The organism is Granulicella tundricola MP5ACTX9 (assembly GCF_000178975.2).
GTDB lineage: Bacteria > Acidobacteriota > Terriglobia > Terriglobales > Acidobacteriaceae > Edaphobacter > Edaphobacter tundricola.
Window position 1 is genome coordinate 2,836,221 of sequence record NC_015064.1, and the last position, 20,305, is coordinate 2,856,525.

General features: G+C 57.1%; 13 protein-coding genes. 3 read left to right on the forward strand and 10 right to left on the reverse strand.

Features of this window, described 5'->3' with window-relative positions; all coding sequences use genetic code 11:
• Positions 1 to 11 precede the first annotated feature (11 nt).
• A complete protein-coding gene (locus ACIX9_RS12145; RefSeq protein WP_232298703.1) occupies positions 12 to 962 on the forward strand; it encodes a histidine kinase in 951 nt (316 codons plus the stop codon).
• A gap of 24 nt (positions 963 to 986) precedes the next feature.
• On the forward strand, positions 987 to 1,157 hold the full coding sequence (locus tag ACIX9_RS26905; RefSeq protein ID WP_232298704.1) for an adenine nucleotide alpha hydrolase family protein: 171 nt from the start codon (positions 987 to 989) through the stop codon (positions 1,155 to 1,157).
• Between the two features lie 66 nt (positions 1,158 to 1,223).
• On the opposite strand, the gene ACIX9_RS12150 is transcribed toward ACIX9_RS26905, so the two are convergent.
• From ACIX9_RS12150 to ACIX9_RS12180, 7 genes are all read right to left on the reverse strand, one after another.
• Positions 1,224 to 4,526 carry a carboxypeptidase-like regulatory domain-containing protein gene (locus tag ACIX9_RS12150; protein ID WP_232298705.1) on the reverse strand — a complete coding sequence of 1,101 codons (3,303 nt, stop codon included), beginning with the start codon at positions 4,524 to 4,526 and terminating at the stop codon, positions 1,224 to 1,226.
• 439 nt (positions 4,527 to 4,965) lie between these two features.
• Positions 4,966 to 5,550 carry a potassium-transporting ATPase subunit KdpC gene (gene kdpC, locus ACIX9_RS12155; RefSeq protein WP_013580788.1) on the reverse strand — a complete coding sequence of 195 codons (585 nt, stop codon included), beginning with the start codon at positions 5,548 to 5,550 and terminating at the stop codon, positions 4,966 to 4,968.
• 11 nt (positions 5,551 to 5,561) lie between these two features.
• A complete protein-coding gene (gene kdpB / locus ACIX9_RS12160; RefSeq protein WP_013580789.1) occupies positions 5,562 to 7,601 on the reverse strand; it encodes a potassium-transporting ATPase subunit KdpB in 2,040 nt (679 codons plus the stop codon).
• A gap of 9 nt (positions 7,602 to 7,610) precedes the next feature.
• Positions 7,611 to 9,398: a potassium-transporting ATPase subunit KdpA gene (kdpA, locus tag ACIX9_RS12165; RefSeq protein WP_013580790.1), complete on the reverse strand. Its 1,788-nt coding sequence runs from the start codon at positions 9,396 to 9,398 to the stop codon at positions 7,611 to 7,613.
• Between the two features lie 102 nt (positions 9,399 to 9,500).
• Positions 9,501 to 9,644 carry a hypothetical protein gene (locus tag ACIX9_RS26445; protein ID WP_013580791.1) on the reverse strand — a complete coding sequence of 48 codons (144 nt, stop codon included), beginning with the start codon at positions 9,642 to 9,644 and terminating at the stop codon, positions 9,501 to 9,503.
• Positions 9,645 to 9,708: 64 nt separating this feature from the next.
• On the reverse strand, positions 9,709 to 10,425 hold the full coding sequence (locus tag ACIX9_RS12175) for a response regulator transcription factor (RefSeq protein ID WP_013580792.1): 717 nt from the start codon (positions 10,423 to 10,425) through the stop codon (positions 9,709 to 9,711).
• Entirely contained in the window at positions 10,418 to 11,905 is a 1,488-nt protein-coding gene (locus ACIX9_RS12180) for a sensor histidine kinase (RefSeq protein ID WP_013580793.1), read from the reverse strand. The genes ACIX9_RS12175 and ACIX9_RS12180 overlap by 8 nt, the downstream gene beginning before the upstream one ends.
• 119 nt (positions 11,906 to 12,024) lie before the next feature.
• On the opposite strand from ACIX9_RS12180, the gene ACIX9_RS12185 reads away from it, so the two are divergent.
• Complete coding sequence (locus tag ACIX9_RS12185; protein ID WP_013580794.1) at positions 12,025 to 13,464, forward strand: outer membrane beta-barrel protein; 1,440 nt, start codon at positions 12,025 to 12,027, stop codon at positions 13,462 to 13,464.
• A 150-nt stretch (positions 13,465 to 13,614) separates the two neighbouring features.
• Here ACIX9_RS12185 and ACIX9_RS12190 read toward each other — a convergent pair whose 3' ends face one another.
• From ACIX9_RS12190 to ACIX9_RS12200, 3 genes are all read right to left on the reverse strand, one after another.
• On the reverse strand, positions 13,615 to 15,903 hold the full coding sequence (locus tag ACIX9_RS12190) for a glycosyltransferase (RefSeq protein WP_013580795.1): 2,289 nt from the start codon (positions 15,901 to 15,903) through the stop codon (positions 13,615 to 13,617).
• 11 nt (positions 15,904 to 15,914) lie between these two features.
• Entirely contained in the window at positions 15,915 to 17,213 is a 1,299-nt protein-coding gene (locus ACIX9_RS12195; protein ID WP_013580796.1) for a hypothetical protein, read from the reverse strand.
• Between the two features lie 66 nt (positions 17,214 to 17,279).
• Entirely contained in the window at positions 17,280 to 20,303 is a 3,024-nt protein-coding gene (locus ACIX9_RS12200) for a DUF6519 domain-containing protein (RefSeq protein WP_013580797.1), read from the reverse strand.
• Positions 20,304 to 20,305: the final 2 nt, after the last annotated feature.

The window sequence follows — 20,305 nt, forward strand, 5'->3', positions numbered from 1 at the left end:
GAGATTCTACGATGACAAGGGATAAATCCAATCCGAGAAAGCTGCCTGAGGACTGGCTGCAGAAGGCCGAAGCCGCGGAAAAGAAGCGTGGGTGCTTCAAGATCTTTCTTGGATATGCACCCGGCGTGGGTAAAACCTTCAGCATGCTGAGCGAGGGCGTGAGGCGCAAACAGCGCGGTGAGGATGTTGTCATCGGAGTCGTTGAGACCCACGGCAGAGCGGGGACTGCTGAGGTTGCAGACAAGCTGGAGAGGGTTCCGGTCAGAGAGGTCAATTACAAAGGCTCGCTGTTCACGGAGATGGACCTTGATAGAATCCTGGCCCGTAATCCGAAGGTGGCCCTCATCGATGAATTGGCTCATACCAATATTGAGGGGAGCCGTTTCAGCAAACGCTACGAAGACGTGTTCGCGCTGCTGGAAGCGAAGATCGACGTGGTGACTACGCTGAACGTTCAGCATATTGAGAGCTGCACGCCAATCATCCAGTCGCTGACTGGGGTGACTGTCCGAGAGATGGTTCCTGACTGGGTGCTGGATCGCGCAGATGAAATTGTGATGAGTGATCTGTCCCCCGAGGCGCTTGCCACCAGGATGCGCCGTGGAGATATTTATCCACTCGATCGCACAGAGCGAGCGCTTTCCAACTTCTTTCGGAAGGGCAACTTGATCGCGCTGCGCGAAATGGCATTGCAGCGAGTTACCCGCGCCGTCGACCGGACCCTGGACGACTACGTAAAACTGAAGCAGTTAGGTGATCACTGGACTGTTGCCGAGAGAATCGCGGTTTGCGTGAGTGCCAGCCCCGCGGCACGGGACTTGATCGCAAGAGGAGCGAGGCTGGCCAAAGGCATGGACGCAGAGCTGTTCGTTCTTCATCTTGATAATGGTCGGAACATAGCCGAAGCGGTCTCCCGGACTCTTGAGGACAACCTTCAATTTGCTGAGAACCTGGGGGCGTAGGTCGTTCATCTTAAGGGTACGAACGTGGCTGAAGCGACCGCCCTCTTTGCGAAGGAGCATCGCATTACTCAAACCATCTTCGGCAGTTCCGCTCTGACTGGGCTGAAGAAGTACCTCTATTTCTGGGAGATCGCTCGCTTCCGGTCTTTAGCTCCGCATGTCGATCTACACATTGTGACCCCGGAAACGCCCTAGTTGCCCGTGCGACAGAGTAAGAGGAGGAAGCAAGCAGTCTTCAGCTCACTCCCTCCACGAGCTACGTTAGAAGTCAATCCGGAGTGCGGCTTGACCGGTTCTATTGCCCGCACTCTCCGCCGTTTGAGGACCCGTGAGTTGACCAAAGAGCAAATTGTCGATCGCGGTAACAGGAGGGGCAAAGTTGGTGTGATTGAGTATGTTTGTGAAGGTGGTCTCGAAGCGGGCATGCACCCGTTCCGTGATGGCAAACCGCTTCGCAATACCCAGGCTCACGGTCGCCGTGCCAGGACCCTGGAGGATACCGACTCCTGCGTTTCCGAACCGTCCTGCTCCGGCAGGGGTTGGTGAGAAAGCGGCAAGGTTGAAGTATTGAGCACGCGACTGACCCGTGTAGTAATGGTTCGATACCACGTCAGGCCGCAGTACCGCGCTACGGTTCACTACATTGGTGTTTGACTGGTCCGCTGAAGAGCTGATGCTTGGGGTGAGCCAAGGACCTGTTTCCAGCAGTGTGATTGTCGTCAGATCCCAGTTGCCGAAGATTGTATCAGTGAATCGGCTGGCATTCATATAGGCACGCCCCTTGCCGAATGGGAGTTGATAGACACCCGTCAGGAGGACGCGATGACGCCGAGTGCCTTCCGTATTTCCTAGATCCTGTTTGATATGGAAGCGGTCTGCGATGGGAAGACCGTAGTTGACTTCTCCGGCGAACGCACTTGGAGCGTCTCCCTGATTGTCGGCAACATTCTTCGCAAAGGTGTAATTGGCATCGAAGTAGAGACCATGCTCAAGGCGATGCGTGGCTTCCAGTTCAAAGGCGTGATAGTTTGCCTCTCCAGCATTGAAGGTGCTGAGGAGCGTTGTCCAGTTCTGATAGGGTGCGCGGCTGTCGACGAAGGTACCTGCCGTCGTGCCGGAGTTGTAAGGAATCGTGCTTGCAGGAATCTGATTCAGATCCTCCGTCAGGTTGAGTCGATACGAGTGCATTCCGACGTAGCTCGCTCTCAGCGCAGTTGCCGCAGTGAGTTCACGCTCCACGGTCAGGTTCCACTGATTGGATTGGGGATCGCGAAAGTTAGGATCCACCCCCTGATCGAGACCGCCGCCGCCAAATACTGGCCCACTCATGCTCGAAGGTGCAGTGTTGGGAAAGCGAATCTGCGGAGTGTTTGCGCCAGCCGTGTTGGAATTCGAATAAGTGTGCAGATTTGAAGTCGGGTTGCCACTGTTATTGAACGAGAGCGGTCCGAGGTTCGTCATGGTGTAGATGCCGAAGCCGGCCCGCACCACTGTCTTCGTGTCATTGAAGGGGCGGTACGCAATGGAGACACGAGGCTGGAAGTCGCCTTTGTACGTATTCCGCAGGCTCTGGGGCAAGCCGGCCTGACTCGCGGTGATGTACTTCGTGCAGGGTATTGAGGTGTTGTTCAGATTGCACGCGTTGAAGGATTGCTGAAAGGCCAGATTGGAAGAGGTGATGTTCTGGCTCGTCAGGTAGTTCGCCAGTGCGTCCGGCACAACGATCGAATTGCTGCGTTGATCGAAGTTGGCAAGATTTCCGCCATCTTCCTTGAAGCCCGGCAGCACCTGCCAACGCAGGCCATAGCTGATCGTCAGGTGACTGTTGAGTTGGAACTCGTCCTGAGCGAAGAGACTGTACTGCGTGGCCGTTCCTCCGACGTCAGGGCTTGAGACGGCGAAGTTGAGAGTGGTTGGAGCGCCTTCAAGAAAATCACCGAAGGCATTTCCGGTGAAGGTCGGCTGAAAGACAAAGTTGCCGAAGTCATCCGAGGCAAACTGAGGAGCAAAGCTCTCCAGGTCGAAGTACCTTACGTGACGTATGTCGATGCCGCCCTTGAGGGTATGCTTGCCGATGGTGAGGGTGACATTGTCGCTGATCTGGGTCGTCTTAGATTGGGTTATACCGGCTTTGTCACGGCCAATCGGCGTGAAGTTCGTTCCAGCAGTGAAGTTGAAGGTGGGAAAGGCGTGGGTGAGGGGATGCTGGCTGATATCGACGCCAGTTAGCCCAAGTTGCGTCAATGCGGTAGATCCTTGAATTGGGAAGTCTACGTTAGTCGACACATTCGTAAAACCGATACGGAACTCATTCAAAAGCTTTGGTGTGATGGTATAGGTGTGGGAAACGAGGAAGCTCCGGTTGTGAATGGAATCTTCATCGTCAGGCAGAAACGGATTTGCGAAGGAGGAAGTGATGTTCTTTCTGCTAAACCGGGCGTAGACAGATTGTTTCGAGTTGATCGTCTGATCGACGCGTATGTCTGCACCGTCTGTTCTGGCCGGGGTGGCTTGAAAGTTTGTGTAATTGATGGTGCTGGCGCCGGTAACACCTGCGATGTTGGGCAGCGGGTAGTGGGCAAGCAATGCCTTTGCCGTTGGGCTGATGCTTGAGGCTGGAATGACCGGACCGCCGATGTCCGACAGGTCACCACTTCGTTCTGCTACAGTCGGCACCACAAACTGTTGAAGAACGGCCGTGCTGCGGCGATTGCCTTCGTAATCCGCGAAGAAGAACGTCTTGTTATGCCCGTTGTAAAGACGGGGTATTGAGATTGGACCACTCAGAGAAAAACCAAACGTATTGAACTTCTTCGGAGCCTTTCCCGTGAACCCATATGGGTTGGCATCGAGCGCCTGATTCTGAAGATATTCGAAGACACTTCCGTGATAATCGTTTGTACCGTTCTTTGTCGTGAAGGTCACGTCTCCTATCTGTGAGAACTCGGCACTGTTATTGAAGGCCGTCACCTTGACCGCGGCGATACCCTCCTGCGATGGGTAAGCATCCTGCAGGGCTCCGTTCTGCCTTACGTTTGCTGTCGAGATGCCGTCCACCGAAAAATTAACCATCGACGAACTCGCACCCCCCAGCGCTATGTTGCCTGAACTGTCGGTCTGGACGTTCGGGGACAAAGCCAAGGCACCAAGTGGGCTGGTCGTTGTCGCTCGGTTGTTCAGTGGAAGCTGGGTCATCTGGATGTTTGTTTTCGAATCGCTGATCGTCCCGTTCTCTGTATTGATCTGATCGGCGGCGGCGCTTACTTCTACAGTCGTTGATTGGGCAGCAACGTTGAGGGTTGCGGCGAGGCGCAAATCCTGGCGGGCTTCCACGGAGATTCCGGATACGACCGTATCGGCGAAACCGTCGCGATGAGCCGTGAGCGTGTACTTGCCTGCCTTCACATTCTCAAAGGTAAAGTTGCCGGACGGATCAACATCCAAGGGACGGTCCGTGTTCTCATCCACGCTGTGCAAGGTGAGGTGAGCGCCGGGGATGGTCGCGCCAGTCGAGTCTTGAACAGTGCCCTTGATGCTGCCGAAAGTTGACTGCGCTAACAGCAAGGACGGAGTGCCACAAATCATGCTGCAGACGATGCCCACACTGATCACAGAGCGGGGAAAGCGATTGCGGTACATGTTCTTTGTGTTGTGTGGTGACGATGCCTCTTGTTGAGTGGGCGTGCCTTCCGCAGCGGCCTTCAGGTTATGAAATAGGCCTCTATGATGGTTCATGTTTGATTCACCTTTATGTCGAAAACAACCGACACGCTCAGTGAATCGTGAAACTCATCAGTGAGGCATAAGGCTTTTCAAAAAAATCTTACGTGTGGCAAATAGGCCATCGTTGCCTGGTACTTTCCATGCTTTAGAAACATTGAAGTCCAACGTGAGTTCCAGAGACAGGTCTGATGCGGCATCAGAGCGCACGAGGTCTAATGCAGGGTACACACGATGATCCTGAAATCAACTCCGACTATTGCTGTCTCGAAGCGGGACGCGGTCAATGCTTCTGAGTTGAGTTTGCTGTGATTTCATCCAGGTTCAGGTTGAGTTCAAGGACGTTCACTCTCGGTTCACCGAGGAAACCGAACTGGCGTCCCTCAAGTTGGCGAGCTACGGCCTGCTTTACGATGGCTTCATCGATATGCCGTTCCTTTGCGACGCGTGCAAGCTGAAAGTCAGCAGCAGCGGGAGTGATGTGTGGATCGAGCCCCGAGGCGGAAGCGGTGACCAGATCGATGGGAACCGTGGCGTCGGGTTGGCCAGCCTGCGCGGCGCTGGCATCAGCGCTGATCCGGTCAAGCAGTTTCTTGCTGGACGGTCCCAGGTTCGAGCCGCTCGAATTTGCTGCATCATAGCCTGAGCCTGCGGCAGAAGGCCTTGAATGAAAGTAAGTCGGCCCCGAGAAGCTTTGCCCCAGAATACGTGACCCTACAAGAACGCCGTTACGATGAATGAGCTGACCGTCGGCCTTGTCCTTGAAGAAGAGTTGGGCCGCACCCGTAACAACAGCCGGGTAGACCAGACCAAAGAGAAAGGTAGTGACGATCGTGAAGCGAAGTGCGATGAGCAGATTGCGACGCATGACGGGTGCCTTTATGCCAGGTGAATGGCGGTGATGAGGAGATCGATGAGCTTGATACCGAGGAAGGGTGCGATAAGACCGCCAACACCGTAGATGAGCAGGTTGCGGCGCAGTAAGGCTTCAGCGGACATGGGCTTATAGCCGACACCGCGCAGGGCAAGCGGGATAAGACCGACAATGATGAGCGCATTGAAGATCACTGCCGAAAGAATTGCGGATTGAGGTGTCTTCAGATGCATGATGTTCAGAGCGTTAAGCACTGGAAAAGTAGCTGCAAACATCGCGGGCAGAATCGCGAAGTACTTTGCCACATCGTTTGCGATAGAGAACGTCGTCAGGGCACCGCGTGTCATGAGGAGCTGCTTGCCTATTTCGACGATCTCAATGAGCTTGGTCGGATTGGAGTCGAGATCGACCATGTTGCCAGCTTCCTTGGCTGCCTGTGTGCCCGAGTTCATGGCGACTCCTACGTCTGCCTGGGCCAGAGCCGGCGCGTCATTGGTGCCGTCGCCTGTCATGGCCACGAGCTTGCCGTCAGCCTGCTCGCGGCGGATAAGGTCCATCTTGTCCTTCGGCTTGGCCTCGGCGAGGAAGTCATCCACACCTGCCTCGCGTGCGATTGCAGCGGCAGTGAGAGGATTGTCGCCGGTGATCATGATGGTCTTGATGCCCATGGCACGAAGCTGTGCGAAGCGCTCCTTCATGCCACCTTTCACGATGTCCTTGAGATGAATCACACCGAGCGCACGTCCATTCTCTGCAACGACGAGAGGCGTGCCGCCAGCACGGGCGACTGTCTCCACCGCAGAGCGCACTTCATCGGGCATCGTGCCACCATACCCCTTGATGAAGGCAGCGATCGAATCGGTTGCGCCTTTGCGAATCGAGCGCCCTTCCATATCCACGCCGGACATACGGGTAAGAGCTGAGAATGGCACGAACTCTGCTTTGAGGTCTGCCAGTTCCCTACCCCGCAGACCATATTTTTCCTTTGCAAGAACGACGATGCTGCGACCCTCGGGAGTTTCATCGGGAAGCGATGAGATCTGCGCGGCGTCTGCGAGTTGATCCTTGCTTACACCTGGAGCAGGGAGGAACTCCGATGCCTGACGATTGCCAAGAGTAATCGTCCCGGTCTTGTCCAGCAGAAGAGTGCTGACATCTCCAGCAGCCTCAACTGCACGTCCCGACATCGCCAGAACGTTGTATTGAACGAGCCGATCCATGCCGGCGATCCCGATGGCTGAGAGAAGGCCGCCAATGGTCGTTGGGATAAGGCATACCAAGAGAGAGATGAGAACGAAGACTGATTGAGGCGCATTCGAATAGATCGCAATCGGCTGCAGGGTGACGACTGCGAGAAGAAAGATGATGGTGAGCCCGGCGAGCAAGATGTTGAGTGCAATCTCATTGGGCGTCTTTTGGCGTTCTGCACCTTCGACTAATGCGATCATGCGATCGAGGAAGGTTTCACCGGGATTTGAGGTGATGCGGACCTTGATCTGATCAGACAACACCCGCGTGCCGCCTGTGACGGCGGACCGATCTCCGCCTGCCTCACGAATCACCGGAGCGGATTCGCCGGTGATGGCGGATTCGTCAACGGAAGCAACACCTTCGATGACCTCTCCATCGCCTGGAATCATGCTGCCCGCAATGATGAGGCAAACATCCCCTGAGCGGAGATCAGAGCTGGCCACGTTTTCTGTTGTGCCATCGAGCTTGAAGCGTACGGCAGTCGTCTCAGACTTGGCTTTCCGAAGAGCATCAGCCTGAGCCTTGCCGCGTCCTTCTGCCATGGCCTCTGCGAAGTTAGCAAACAGGACAGTGAACCACAGCCAGAGGCTTATCTGGAGATCGAAGCGCAGCGAGTGGTGGCCGCCCATCAGGTTGCGCACAACGTAGATGGAGGTAATCACGCTACCGACTTCAACGACGAACATGACGGGATTCTTCATCATCATGCGCGGGTCTAGTTTGACGAAGGCATCCCCTAGTGCGCGACTGATGATCTTGCTATCCCAAAGAGAGCGCTTGCTGGTATTTGCCATGAGAGGTCCTTAGTACACCTTGCCGGCATTGAGGAGCAGATGCTCAAGAATGGGGCCAAGCGAGAGTGCCGGGAAGAAGGTGAGTGCGCCGACAATAATGATGGTTCCAATCAGGAGGACGGTGAAGAGCGGTGTGTCAACCGGGAAGGTCCCTTGCGAAGGAGGAGCGAGCTTCTTCTGAGCCAGGTTGCCGGCGATCGCGAGCATTGGGACGATCATCAGGAAGCGTCCGATCAACATTGCGGCACCTAATGACAGGTTGTACCAATGCGTATTTGCGCTGATCCCCGCGAACGCTGAACCGTTATTCCCTGTGGCTGATGTGAATGCGTAGAGGATCTCTGAAAGGCCATGTGGGCCGCCATTGCCGAGCGCACTGATGCCGAGGTTCGGCATCATGAGGGAGACGGCGGAGAAGCCGAGGATCGACAAGGGAAAGATGAGGATGTAAAGCATGGCCATCTTCACATCAAAGGACTCTATCTTCTTCCCAAGGTACTCCGGCGTTCGACCAACCATCAACCCGGCAATGAAGACAGCGAGTATGACGAAGATCAACATGCCGTACAGTCCAGCCCCGACACCGCCGAAGATCACCTCGCCCAGCATGATGTTCACCAGCGGCACCAATCCTCCGAGGGGCATGAATGAGTCGTGCATCGCATTGACAGCGCCGCAACTTGCATCCGTCGTGATCGTCGCGAAGAGCGCTGAGTTTGCGATGCCAAAGCGAACCTCCTTGCCTTCCATGTTCCCGCCAGATTGCGTGGCAGAGACCTGCTGATCGATGTGCATGGAAGCCGTGTGGAGCAACGGATTCGGCTGCGCCTCCGCATAGTAAGTGACGAAGACCCCGACAAAAAAGAGGGTTGCCATTGCAGCGAAGACAGCCCACCCGTGCGCGGGTTTCTTTGTCATGTGCCCGAGTGTCACTGTTAGACCGGCAGGGATGAGGAAGATCGAAAACATTTGCAGGAGGTTCGAAAGCGGTGTGGGGTTTTCAAACGGATGCGCGCTGTTGGTGTTGAAGAAACCGCCACCGTTTGTACCCAACATCTTGATCGCTTCCTGCGATGCCACGGGCCCCTGCGCGATCGACTGCTCTGTGATCGTCTGGGTGACGCTCTTGCCATCTGCGCCGGTCGTGGTCACAGTCATCGGCTGGATGAGCTTTGCCTGGTCATAGGGGCGGAAGTTCTGTACCACTCCCTGCGAGACCAGCAGGAGAGCGTAGATGAAACATCCGGGGAGCAAGATCCAGAGTGAAGCACGGGTCGTGTCGACCCAGAAGTTTCCGAGAGTCTTCGTCTCCTTGCGAGCGATTCCGCGGATCAGTGCAATGGCAAGTGCCATGCCTGCTGCCGCTGAGAAGAAGTTGTGATACGCCAACGTGAGCATCTGAGTGAGATAACTCATCGTCGCTTCAGGCACGTAAGACTGCCAATTCGTGTTGGTCGTAAACGAGACTGCGGTGTTCAGCGCAAGATCGGGCGAAACGTTTGCAAGATGCTGGGGGTTCAGCGGAAGCCACTGTTGCAGGCGCTCGATCATGTAAGTCAGGAGCAGGGTGACCAGGCTGAACAAGAGCATCGAAATGGCATACTCTGTCCAGCGCATCTCGTAGCTTTCGTCGATTCCCGAAAGCTTGTACAGGGCTCTTTCGACAGGACGAAACAGAATGTCGACAAGCGTACGCTCGCGTTCAAAGACGCGGGCCATGTACACGCCGACAGGCTTTGCGCTAACGAGAACAAGCGCAAAGAAGAAGAGGATCTGAAACCAGCCATTGGCGGTCATGAGAGGGGTGTCCTGTTAAAACTTTTCTGGCTGCAACAGCGCGTAAACGAGATAGATCAGCAGGCTGACGGTCACGAGACCCAGCAGAACGATTTCAAGCATCTATTTGCCTGCCTTCGTTGCCAGGCGCTCGCAACCACGGGTATAAGCGATGGCGATGAGAAAGAAGACCACGCAGGCTATTACGCATCCGACGTCCCACATATTGAACTCTCCGCGTCCTGCGATTTCCTGCACGACGATCATGCGCAGATGCGCTGATTCGAGTTCCAGTGTGGATGCAAGTTCATAAGGAAGGCATAAGGATTGCCTAAGAGGTGGTATCCGGGTCAGAAAAGAGATAACCGAGGTAGTTCACCGTTTTCAGGTAGACCGGATTGCTGGGATCGTCTTCGATCTTCCGACGCAGTTGCAAAATGAACGTCCGGAGATATTCGCGCTCATCGCCATAGGCTGGCCCCCACACCGTGCTCAGGAGTTTCGAGTGCATGATCGGGTGTCCCGCATGAGCCATGAGGTAAGACAAGAGATCGAACTCTGTCGGGGTCAGCTTGATTTCCTCACCGGACTTCTTGAGTAAGCGCCGGTCCGGGATAAGACTGAAGACACCCACATTGATCACTTTCTCGATCGCAACCGGTGTCCGCTGCCTGCGAACGGCCGAACGTATTCGTGCGGCCAGTTCTCCCATCTTGAAGGGCTTGGTCACGAAGTCGTCAGCGCCTGCGTCCAGTGCTTCGATCTTGTCTTCTTCCCGGTCACGCACCGTTACGACGAGGATTGAAATATGTGGATACTCCTTCCGCACTCTTCTGCAGGCTTCGATTCCGCCCATTCCGGGCATATTCAAGTCCATCAGGACGGCGTCGTAAGGCAACACGTGGAGCTTAAGGAGAGCCTCTTCACCAGACTCCGCTTCCCCCAGCGCGAAGCCCATCGCTGACAACGTGGCAAAGAGTCCCCTGCGGATAGACCTGTCATCCTCAACCAGCAGTACCGCGCCTTCGTGCTTGTCCTGTTTATCCATTGCTCAACCTTGTGCCTCCGGGAAGGCGAAGTGAAATGCTGATCTCATTGCCCTGGCAGGTTGCCGTGGCGTCGCCCCCATGCGCTTCTGCAATCTTCTTGACGATTGAAAGGCCCAGGCCAGTTCCGGTCGGCCCTTTTCCCGCTTGAGCGCCTCTGTAGTACCGTTCGAAGATGCGGCCCAGATCTTCTTTGCGAAGCGGCTCGCTTTGATTGCTCACCGTGATGATTGTCCTGCTCTCATCCTGGATGAACCTGAGATCGATCCGGGAACCCACCGTGGAGTATTTGGACGCATTGTCAACCACTTGTGCCAACGCGAGGGTGAGGAGCTGTGGATCAGCCTGGATGTCCATGAGCACGGGTGGGCTTGCGATGTGGATGCGTCGCCTGGTCTCTTCATCATGCTCCATGACGATTCCCTCCACCAGTGGCAGGAGCGAAACCTGAGAAGACCGGACCTTGATCTCCCTGGCGTCAAGCGCGGCGGTCCGCAGCAGCCTGCTGGTCAGACCGGCAAGCATGCCAACCTCCTGGTCAATAATTTCCACTAACTCGCTCTGTATTTCGCTCAACCGGCCAATCGCCAGTAACCCTGAGCTTGCTGTCTGAATTGCCGTGAGAGGAGTCTTGAAGCCATGAGCCAATGCATCGAGGACAGCGGTTCTGAGCTGTTCTGTGTTGCGCGCAGCCTCAGCATGGCTCTCTTTCTGCGCCGACCGCGCCCGCTCGACCGCCACGGCAATCAAGGATCCAGCGGCGTCGGCGATTGCCGGGTCAACCTCCCAGCCCTGAAGAACCATTCCCCCAATCGATGACGTCCCCATACGCAGGACACGATGTGACCAGCCTCCTTCTACACTGTCGGTATCGTCCCCGGCTGCAAAAACACGATAGGCGGCATTCTCGACAGCATTTACTTCTGCCGTTGCGGAGAACGCCCTGTCATCCGGTGCAATCCATAGTTCAACCGACTCTACTGAAAAGAACTCACGCAACAGTGCACTGAGCTGCTCAAGCCAGGAGCTCCGGGTATCGACAAGAAGGATGGCGTTGCTGAGCTGGTACAGTTTGCTGATGCCTTGGCGTTGATACTCCTGTTCCCGCGCATGAAGGCGCTCCTTCCATGAGAGCCGGCTCACCATGAGCGCGGTAATCTCAAAGGTCATCAGAGCGATCCAGTTTTCCCGGTTGTGTACGGAAAACTTGAACAAAGGCGCTGTAAACAGGAAATCCAGACATCCCACCGCAGCCAGCGAGACCGCCGTTCCCTGGATAACGCCCCATTGAATCGAAGCCACCACCGTCGCCAGCAACAGGATCGAGATCGCCGAGGCAAGATTCAGATGCAGGGCGAACGCGGAGGCGGAAAGGCAGATCGTGATAATGACCGCGATGGTCGCGCGAGCGATCTCCACATGGGGAGGATTCGTGATTCGCCGGGCGATGGCGTGCTCGAACTTGGCAAAGGAAAGGTTCATCGCTCCTTCATAGTACGCAGGTTGCCGCTCTCTTTATGTCTCCCTTATGGGTTAGGGCCTAGCATCAGTTGTTGGCTTGACGGTCTCCACGCAGTGGACCAAGGGCCTTGAGGAGAATCATGAAAGTCCGCAGTATGAAATGCACCAAGGCTTTTCTTTTCGGAGCTTGCCTCGTATCGATCTTCACCGCAGCATCCTTCGCGCAACAGGAACAACCAGCAGTTCCCGTGACCCAGCCAGCGGTCGTCTTTGAAGGCAACTTCTTTCAACGCCTCGGACAGGTGTACATCCAGGATTGGAAGGGGAACGCAGCCCCTACAGACGTCCCTGCACGCAGAGCGCTTCCCGCTCCCCTCGACTCCTCCCCCTTTCCGAGCTCCGACTGGGGCTACGGCGGATCAACCCTGCTGGGAACACCGGATGCGAATGTCTATCCGCTCATGACCGCGCTCAAGCTGCAGAACAGTCGCACGAAGGTCTATGGCTGGGTTGCGCCGAGTGTGAACTTCAGCACCTCCGGAACGAACAGCTTTCCCCTCTCTTACGATGTCGTACCCAACCGCCTTGAACTGAATCAGGCCGTCATCTATATCGAGCGCCTGCCGAACACCGTGCAGAACAAACACTTTGACTTCGGTTATCACATCACCGGCTTCTTCGGAACCGACTACCGGTTCACCACCGCAAAAGATTATCTGAGTCAGCAATTGCTCCAGAAGAACCGCCGCTACGGCTTCGATCCCGTTCTTGAATATGCGGAGCTGTACTTTCCGGTTAAGGACGGCCTGAATATTCGCATCGGACGCTTCTTGTCGGTTCCGGGTATCGAGGCGCAACTTGCCCCCAATAACTACAACATGACTCACTCTCTGCTCTACACCATCGATCCATTTACCGACACCGGCATCATCGGCACCCTGAAGCTCAACAAGCAATGGCTGGTTCAACTCGGTCTCTCCGCAGGTCACGATGTCGCGCCGTGGTCCGATGACAGGAAGGCATCCGGGATCGCTTGCCTCAACTACTCCACCCGGACCAACAACGATAACTTCTATGCCTGCGCCAACGGTATCAATGATGGGAAGTATGCCTACAACAACCTGCAGCACTACGATGCGACCTGGTACCACAAGTTCAATTCAAAGTGGCATGGCGCAACCGAGGCCTACTACATGTATGAGCGTCAGGTTCCAAACGTTGCTGGAAACGTAACCGTTCCCATCGCCACTGAAACTGGAGCAAACGGAGCCTTCTGCGCGGCAGGTCAAAGAACCTGCACAGCCCCGGAGTACGCCATCGTCAACTACATCAATCGCGAGATCAATCCAAGGTTGATGATGGGCTTTCGGTCGGATCTGCTCAACGATAAAAAAGGTCAGCGCACAGGCATTGCCGGCAAGTACACCGAAAACACCCTCTACGCGACAAAGTACATCGGAAGCACGATCATGATCCGTCCGGAGATCCGCTTCGACCACTCCTGGGACCGCAAGGGCTATAACCTCGGGCAGGCGAGAAACCAGTTCTTCATGGGTCTCGATCTCATCTACAAGTTTTAGAAATTCACGACTGCCGTGGGAGTCATCAGATACACGGCGGTTACGCCTGCCTTTTAGTCCGCTCCAGCAAAGAGTAGGCAACCATTCACACTACTCTGGACCTAGCCGGATCGGAGCAGAAAGCGGTAGGCACTTTCCCGGTTTTATGACCTACCCTGCCAAGGCAACCTGCCGGGACGCAGCGCGATAGCGCTGGAGGAGTGCAGGTGAAAAGCCTGCGGGAGCTTCACCTCGCCGCCATCCGCCGGGGTCAATGAAGCCTCCGGGTTCAAACTGCCAGGTATTTCCGGGATGACGCATATAGATGTACTCGCCCCCATTTTCCAGGCGCAACAACTGTTTGCCCATGGCCTGCGCGTTGCGGATGAGGCCGGCGTCTTCCGCGAGGTTCGTGTCCGGGTAGCGTGCGCCGTCCAGCCATACTTTCCGGGCAAAAGTGAGTGTACCTCCGAGCACGTCGCCTACAAACATGCGACCGTGGAGTTGACCGGAGATTTGCCAGAAGGCACCGGCCTGTACCTCCAGCAGAAACTGCATGTTCAGTCCCGAGAGATCATGAGCACCATTCATCAACGGCTCTACCTGACGGGAGATACGGTTAGGCGCGTGCCAGTCATCGTCATCCCAGTGGACGATGTAGCTGCCTGAGGAGTGGGCGCAGGCGAGGTTGCGTTTTTCACCAATGCTGTGGCGGCAGTCCAACCGCAGGTAACGGACGTTCTCCACACGGGCCACCAGGTCTTCCACCGCCTGCTCTCCGTCGTCGACGATGACGAGTTCCTTGTTGGGCCACTCCTGAGTCTGGAAACAGGCCAAGGCCAATGGAATGAAAGCTCGGCGGTTTCGCGTCGGCATGATGCACCTGACGTGCGGGGTCAACATGCGGCGTTCGTGCTCAGCCATCCACGCTGTGAGACGCTGGGCATCTTCTCGAAGCCAGCAGGGATTGTTAAGATGCTTGGGACTGGTGTTGCCAGGGTGCAGCGTCGCTACGATCAATGCCGGGTCATGCAGATCATGACGGTGAGCGGGTGCGATGTGCCCAAGGAAGCGGACGTCCTCGCCCATTTGCAGGTCATCGAAGGGATGACGCTCCCATGCGGAGCGCAGGTAAGCAAGACCGCCGAACCACACGGGCGAGTCGCCGCCGCGGTAGTGGTAACGGTAGGCCATCTCTGTTTTCGGCTCGAAATAATAAAGCTCACTGGAGCCGCATGCCTCTACGTCCGGGAGTTGCAGCGCGGCGACCTGTCGGCGGATGCGGTCGCTGGGGTACCAGTCGTCATCATCCCAGTGAAGGATGTAAGGGCCCGCGGCGAGACGACAGGCATGGTTGCGTTTGGCCCCGATGGTGGACTTTGCGCTCAAACGTACATAACGTATGCGTTCGTCGTTTGGGATGAGATCTCGGATGGAGTCCGTACCGTCATCGATCACAATGAGTTCGCGCGGGGCATAGTCCTGCGCGAGAAAGTGTGCGATGGCTCGGGGAACGAAGGCGCGGCGCTCTGCCGTCGGCATGATGCAGCTTGCCAGTGGCGAGCCTTCGATTGGGGTGTATCGGCGTGGCTCGCGGGGGAACTTCTGTGGCGCGGGAAGCGAGAGATCCGGCAATGGCAGAGGCCGCAACTGTTGCAGGGGCATACGTGGACTGACTACAGGACTTGGATAAGATGTGGCCTTGTGAGCCACTTTCAAGCAGAACGTGTCTGCATACCGCTGACGGTTGCGGACGCCAAGGATGGCATGATCTTCGGCCTCGCGCTTGCCTACCGGGGCTCGCCCTACCCATGCGGCACAGACCCAGAGGGCGGTAATGCCGGCGCGATAGGCGCGGATGTTGTAGTCCATCTCCCAGCAAGGGCCGGGGCCGTAGGACTCGTCCGCTGGGCCCACTCCATCGACCGTCTCACGGGAGACAACATAACAAAAGTCCGCAAGATCCAGACGAGGGACAAGCGGACGAGCCAAATGGCCGAAGCGGCGAGCTGCCAGACGGGCCATTGCGATGTCATCCGGCGGTTGTTCGTTTGCTTCAGTCCCTCGTCCAGGAAAGAGGCACTGCTGGTTGGAGGATCGGTTGGTAGAGGGGCCGGCGATACCGCAGCCAGGGGTTCGCATCATGGTGGCGAGCAAGCGGTCGAGCCAGTCAGGACCAGGCCTGGCACCGGACTCCAGCAACACGTATGCCCGCGCGGCGGGGTACATGGTAAGCCGGTTAAAGCAGCTTGCACCACCAAGGTGCTCCGTCGTGCTGGATTGCTCTATGTCCGCCAATGTGGAGAGCGCGGCAGAGGTCTCCGCGTCGGGCCCATCGCCCAGCAGCAGCAGGCGGTGCGGTACGGCGGTGTGGGCTGCCAAGGCTTGCAAGGTTGCGTGCAGGCGCTGCGGCTCTTCAAAGACGCGTATCCCGATGATAACTTCTACTGGCTCCGGCATCAGGTTGGGCCTTAGGCTACCGGCGGCTTGATGACTCCGATGTTGATCTTGCTGAGATTGGTCTGAACTTCAGTTACCGAAGCCGCAAGCTGCTGCGAGGTAGAGGTGAGCTGGGCAATCTGTGCATCGCGTGTCGCAAGGTCCTGGGCGTGCGTCGCCTGGAGTGTAGTCAACTGCGCTTTGACGGCATCCAATTGACTGCTGAGACCAGTGATGGTGGTTGACGCCGCTGAGACGTTGACCTGCGCGTTCGACACCTGGTTGATCTGCCCCTGCAGCTGTTGCACCTGTGCCGAGGTAACAGAGAACGACTTCACTGTGTCTGTGGAGTCGGTGTAGAGCGTTACCTCGGAACCTGGCGCGACCTGGGTGGGCGCACCAAGGATGCGGGTGATGTTAGCACCGACATCCGTGGCCTGATAGGGCTGCGTATTGACGACAATGTTTGAGGCAGCGAGTTGCTGCTGTACGTCCGTAAGAGGCTTGCCCGTAATGCTGCTGGCGGAGACCTGCGCGACTGCCGTGGGCAGGACGGCCTTTGGTTGTATCAGTGTGCCAATGTAGTCCGTCCCCGAGTTGAGGACCTGGCCAAAGCCCGTCTGAAATGCCTTCGAGACTGTGGCCATCGGGTTGGAACTAATGAAGGTACTGACGACGCTACGTGCATTGACGAAGTCGTAGGCGGTCTTCGAGGTAGAAGGCTGGTAGGTGGGAGCTTTGAATACAAGGCAGCACAGCTCTTTGAGCGCCAGGTGTAGCACCGGAAGAATAGGGACAACAGAGAGCCAGTACTCGACGCCGGGAAAGGTCTTTACATATTGCCGCTGTCGCAGGTTGCAGGTTTTGTAGACGACGCCGTCCCGCACCCCAATGGTTGCGAGGTAAATGGGCTTCTGCTGGCCGCTCTCGCAGACGCGGCACTGTAAAAGGAGTTGCTCACAGAAGCCGTCCTTGAGATATTGCACGATGGCGAAGAGGAGCTTGCGAAAGGCATCAAGCATGTCGACACGATAAGTCTTCAGTGTCGCCCAGTGGGTGGCGTCCCAGGCCTGCTGCGGGGGCGTGTTACCCACGATGACCAGGGAGATCGAGGTCAAAGTGCTGCTGGCGGCATTAAGGGCAAGCAGATTCCCGGCACGCTCACTCATGACGAGGGCAGAAGGCGCGGCCTCCGTGGGGAAGATTGGGGCTGCGGTCAGTGCGGCCACAGCGCCGGTGGCGAGGTTGCTGGTGGTGACCCGCCAGATGTTGTGCTGGCGTGAGGAGGAGAAAAGGACCGCGTTGAGCGTGACCGAAGCTGTGAGCCTCAAAACACCGGTATCCGTGGTGGCGACGTAGGGGATGAACTGGTGGCCAGCACTAGGGTTGCCGCTTCCTTAGCGGACGGCAGAAATGACGCGCTGCGCATTGGGGCCATCTGCGCTGTAGTACAAGTACACTGCGAAGTTTCCGGGACCGACCACGAGATCATCCTGATGAGTCATGGATAGGCCCGTAGGCAGCGTGATGCTATCAACGTGGACCAGGTTTCCGTCTACCGCGTACTCGTTGATGATGGTCCCAACGCCCGTGGCGGGATCTGTGCAGGGGACAAACAACTGGTTGCCGTTTGTGGTCATAGGACCCAGGCAACTGCATGAAATGGCCGGCCCTGCTAATTGCACAGGCTGCGTTGAGATCTGCGCTGTATAAAGACCCTTGTTTGGGCAGCTGGCGACGAGCAGCGCATTCATGACAGCCAGAGAATCCAGACTTACTCCTGCCAGGGCTTGCGTCACCCACGTGGCACCGGCAGTCTGGAACGGTATGGATCCCAGGGTGGTATTTGTGCCGTCGCTGGCAATGGCAAAGAGCTGGGTATCGCCGGATAAGAAGACACAGTCGTTAACGGCCTGGGTGCCCGATGCCGGGAAAGTAAAGCGCTGGACGAGCAGTGGGGCGGTGCCGCGGAGATCGTAGAGGTGAATCGTTGTGTCGCCGCCGCTGGCGACTGCAAACGTCCCCGCCACGTTGACGCGCAGACGTGTCTTGGCCTTTTCCCCGAAGCCTGTCTGGATGCCACCGATAAGATCGGGATATGCGGGGAGGCTGGCGGGGACGTCCGCGAACAAGGAGCATAGCGTGCGGTCACGAATGCGCTTGCGAACAGTGTCATAAAGAGAGGTGAGCAGGTTGTGCTCATCAAGCGAGATGTAGACGTTGCTCCCGAAGCTCGGATCGATCTGCTGGAAGAGCAGATCGATCAGGGATGAGAGGCTTCGCTCGTCATTGCGCACCAGGGCGTTCGACGGTTGAGTTCCAAGGTCCTTGAAGATGTCAACGAAAGGCTGGAGGTAACTCGTGAAGTAGTCGGACCAGAAGGTGCCCTCGAGGGCAGCCTGGAGCGGATTCTTGGGTGCAGTGTAAGGCTCAAGCGCCAGGGCGTTGGATGCGGTCGTATCGAAGTAGAGACTGTAGTCCGCGTCCGGCGACCCGCTGGGCGTGGAGATATGTTCGAGCACGTTGAAGCTGGCTACGGTGCGCAGCAGAATGTCATTGCCTTGGCAGTCGATGGCGTAGCCGGAATCGACGGTGACACTCGCTCCGTCACCCGCGCAGGCAACCTCAAGCCCGCAGACCACACCCCAACCATGCAGATACTTTTTATGGAAGTTGAGTTGAAGGCCGTTGCACAAGGCGTCGAGCGCTTTCTGGACCGTATTGGCTTCCTTCAATGCGTCACAACTGCTGTGATAACAGACGTCATCCGCGCAGATGGCGGTGAGTGCCGGGAAGAGCGTGCGGCAGTCCTGCACGGACACGTCACCGTTTGTGCTGGCAAGCAACGCAAGGCGGCAGAGGTAGTGGTGCGGGCCGATGGGAGGCTGCGGCACGGGCGACGTATTGGGCTGCTCGAAGGGCGGCCATTCCACGTCTGCAGTGATGGTGCGGGCGGGGATCAGCCAATAATCGCGAGATGCGAAACTGCCTTCCATGAACTGGACCTGGACGCCGCTTTCAAGATCGAGCCAGCCATCGACGACCGCGATCCCGTTGGGCGTGACCGAGGCGCCGAGCATGTCCCAGCGGCGCAGGCGGAAGTCGTTGCTTTCATCCGCTCCAATGCGGGAAGGGTCCGGCACCGGCAGGCTGAGGGTGATGACATTGAGCGAAGGATCAGGCGCAGGGGCAACGATCTGCGCGAAGAAGCGCGGCGTGTTCTGGAGCTCGTCGTCACGGCTGACCAGCTCTACCCAATCGCCTACTTCCAGGGCGTGGAGATCGTCATCGCCGAGGTCGGTTACGGTGACCTGGTTGGGACTGGATGGGCTGACAGAGACAACCGATGTTTCTACCGAGCCGTTATCACGCGACCAGACGAAGGTGCAACCGGCGAGCGTAGGGCCGCCCTGCACTACTTCAACGCGATAGAGCTGGTTTTCCATTCCCAGATATCCGGCGTCTGGAGGAAGGCTGCACGGGTTCGCCTCCGGTGGCAGAGGGACCGCGCGTGCATTGAGCAGGCCGGTGGTGCGTGCGCCTGCAAGCAGGGTTCCCCAGCTTGGCAAAAAGACGTTGCAGGCGGGCTTCTTGCCTGTTTGCAGATAGGTGGAGACATCATCCGTGATGTTTAGCAGCTTGAGCTGCCACACTGTCTGGATACGTACGGCAGTATCCGGCTTGCCCAGTGCGACCTCGCGGATGTGGCCGTCTTCCATCCAGTTGACTTCACGCTGCCAGGCGTCGAGGTACGCTAGATACTCACCCTCTGGCAACACGGTCTGCGGCGGGCTTGACGGTGGGCTGAATGGCGGACTGAAGGGTGGGCTGGAAGGGGGACTATTAGGAGGGCTATTTGGGGGACTGGTGGGAGCGGCGGTTGGGAACTCCGGCTGCGGAAAGAAGGGCTGCGTAAGGTAGGTGTAAGCGCGGCGGATGGCGATAGAGCCGCTATCGCCCGCGTTGAGTGACGTAGTGAAGTTGACGTCTAGTGTGACCTCGTCAATCTCACCGATCTTCAAGAATTGGGATGCGTCTGTGCCACGGCGCACCTCTGCCCAGTCGCCTGATCTCCAGCGCCGGCCGTCCGTAAAGGCGGAGACCAGTTTGAAGCTGGTCCCGTCGACCGCAAGGGGGAGCCATTCAGGGTCGAGTTCACAGAGCAGGCCGCCAGCGTAGTAACGTCCAGGGGCGATCAACAGGTCTTGGCCGTCCGGGGTCAGTTGCAGCTTGAAGCCGGAGCCGGTCTTGGGCGTGCCGCAAACCCCGATGGTGTCGTAGGCTTCCGCGTCTGTACGGTGCTGGGCAAGCGCGACCTGCTCGTTCCAGTCCGCGTCCAGCTGTACGCGGCCCTGCTGCATGAGAACGCCGCTATACCGCTGCGGCCAATTGAATGAGGAGCGACTGAAATCACCGGGCATAG

Excerpts from the sequence above, each read along its gene's own strand:
- ACIX9_RS12145 (WP_232298703.1), top strand. The coding sequence starts at position 12 with ATGACAAGGGATAAATCCAATCCGAGAAAGCTGCCTGAGGACTGGCTG.
- kdpA (WP_013580790.1), bottom strand. The coding sequence starts at position 9,398 with ATGACCGCCAATGGCTGGTTTCAGATCCTCTTCTTCTTTGCGCTTGTT.
- ACIX9_RS12175 (WP_013580792.1), bottom strand. The coding sequence starts at position 10,425 with ATGGATAAACAGGACAAGCACGAAGGCGCGGTACTGCTGGTTGAGGAT.
- ACIX9_RS12180 (WP_013580793.1), bottom strand. The coding sequence starts at position 11,905 with ATGAACCTTTCCTTTGCCAAGTTCGAGCACGCCATCGCCCGGCGAATC.
- ACIX9_RS26445 (WP_013580791.1), bottom strand. The coding sequence starts at position 9,644 with ATGATCGTCGTGCAGGAAATCGCAGGACGCGGAGAGTTCAATATGTGG.
- kdpC (WP_013580788.1), bottom strand. The coding sequence starts at position 5,550 with ATGCGTCGCAATCTGCTCATCGCACTTCGCTTCACGATCGTCACTACC.
- ACIX9_RS12185 (WP_013580794.1), top strand. The coding sequence starts at position 12,025 with ATGAAAGTCCGCAGTATGAAATGCACCAAGGCTTTTCTTTTCGGAGCT.
- ACIX9_RS12190 (WP_013580795.1), bottom strand. The coding sequence starts at position 15,903 with ATGCCGGAGCCAGTAGAAGTTATCATCGGGATACGCGTCTTTGAAGAG.
- ACIX9_RS12200 (WP_013580797.1), bottom strand. The coding sequence starts at position 20,303 with ATGCCCGGTGATTTCAGTCGCTCCTCATTCAATTGGCCGCAGCGGTAT.
- kdpB (WP_013580789.1), bottom strand. The coding sequence starts at position 7,601 with ATGGCAAATACCAGCAAGCGCTCTCTTTGGGATAGCAAGATCATCAGT.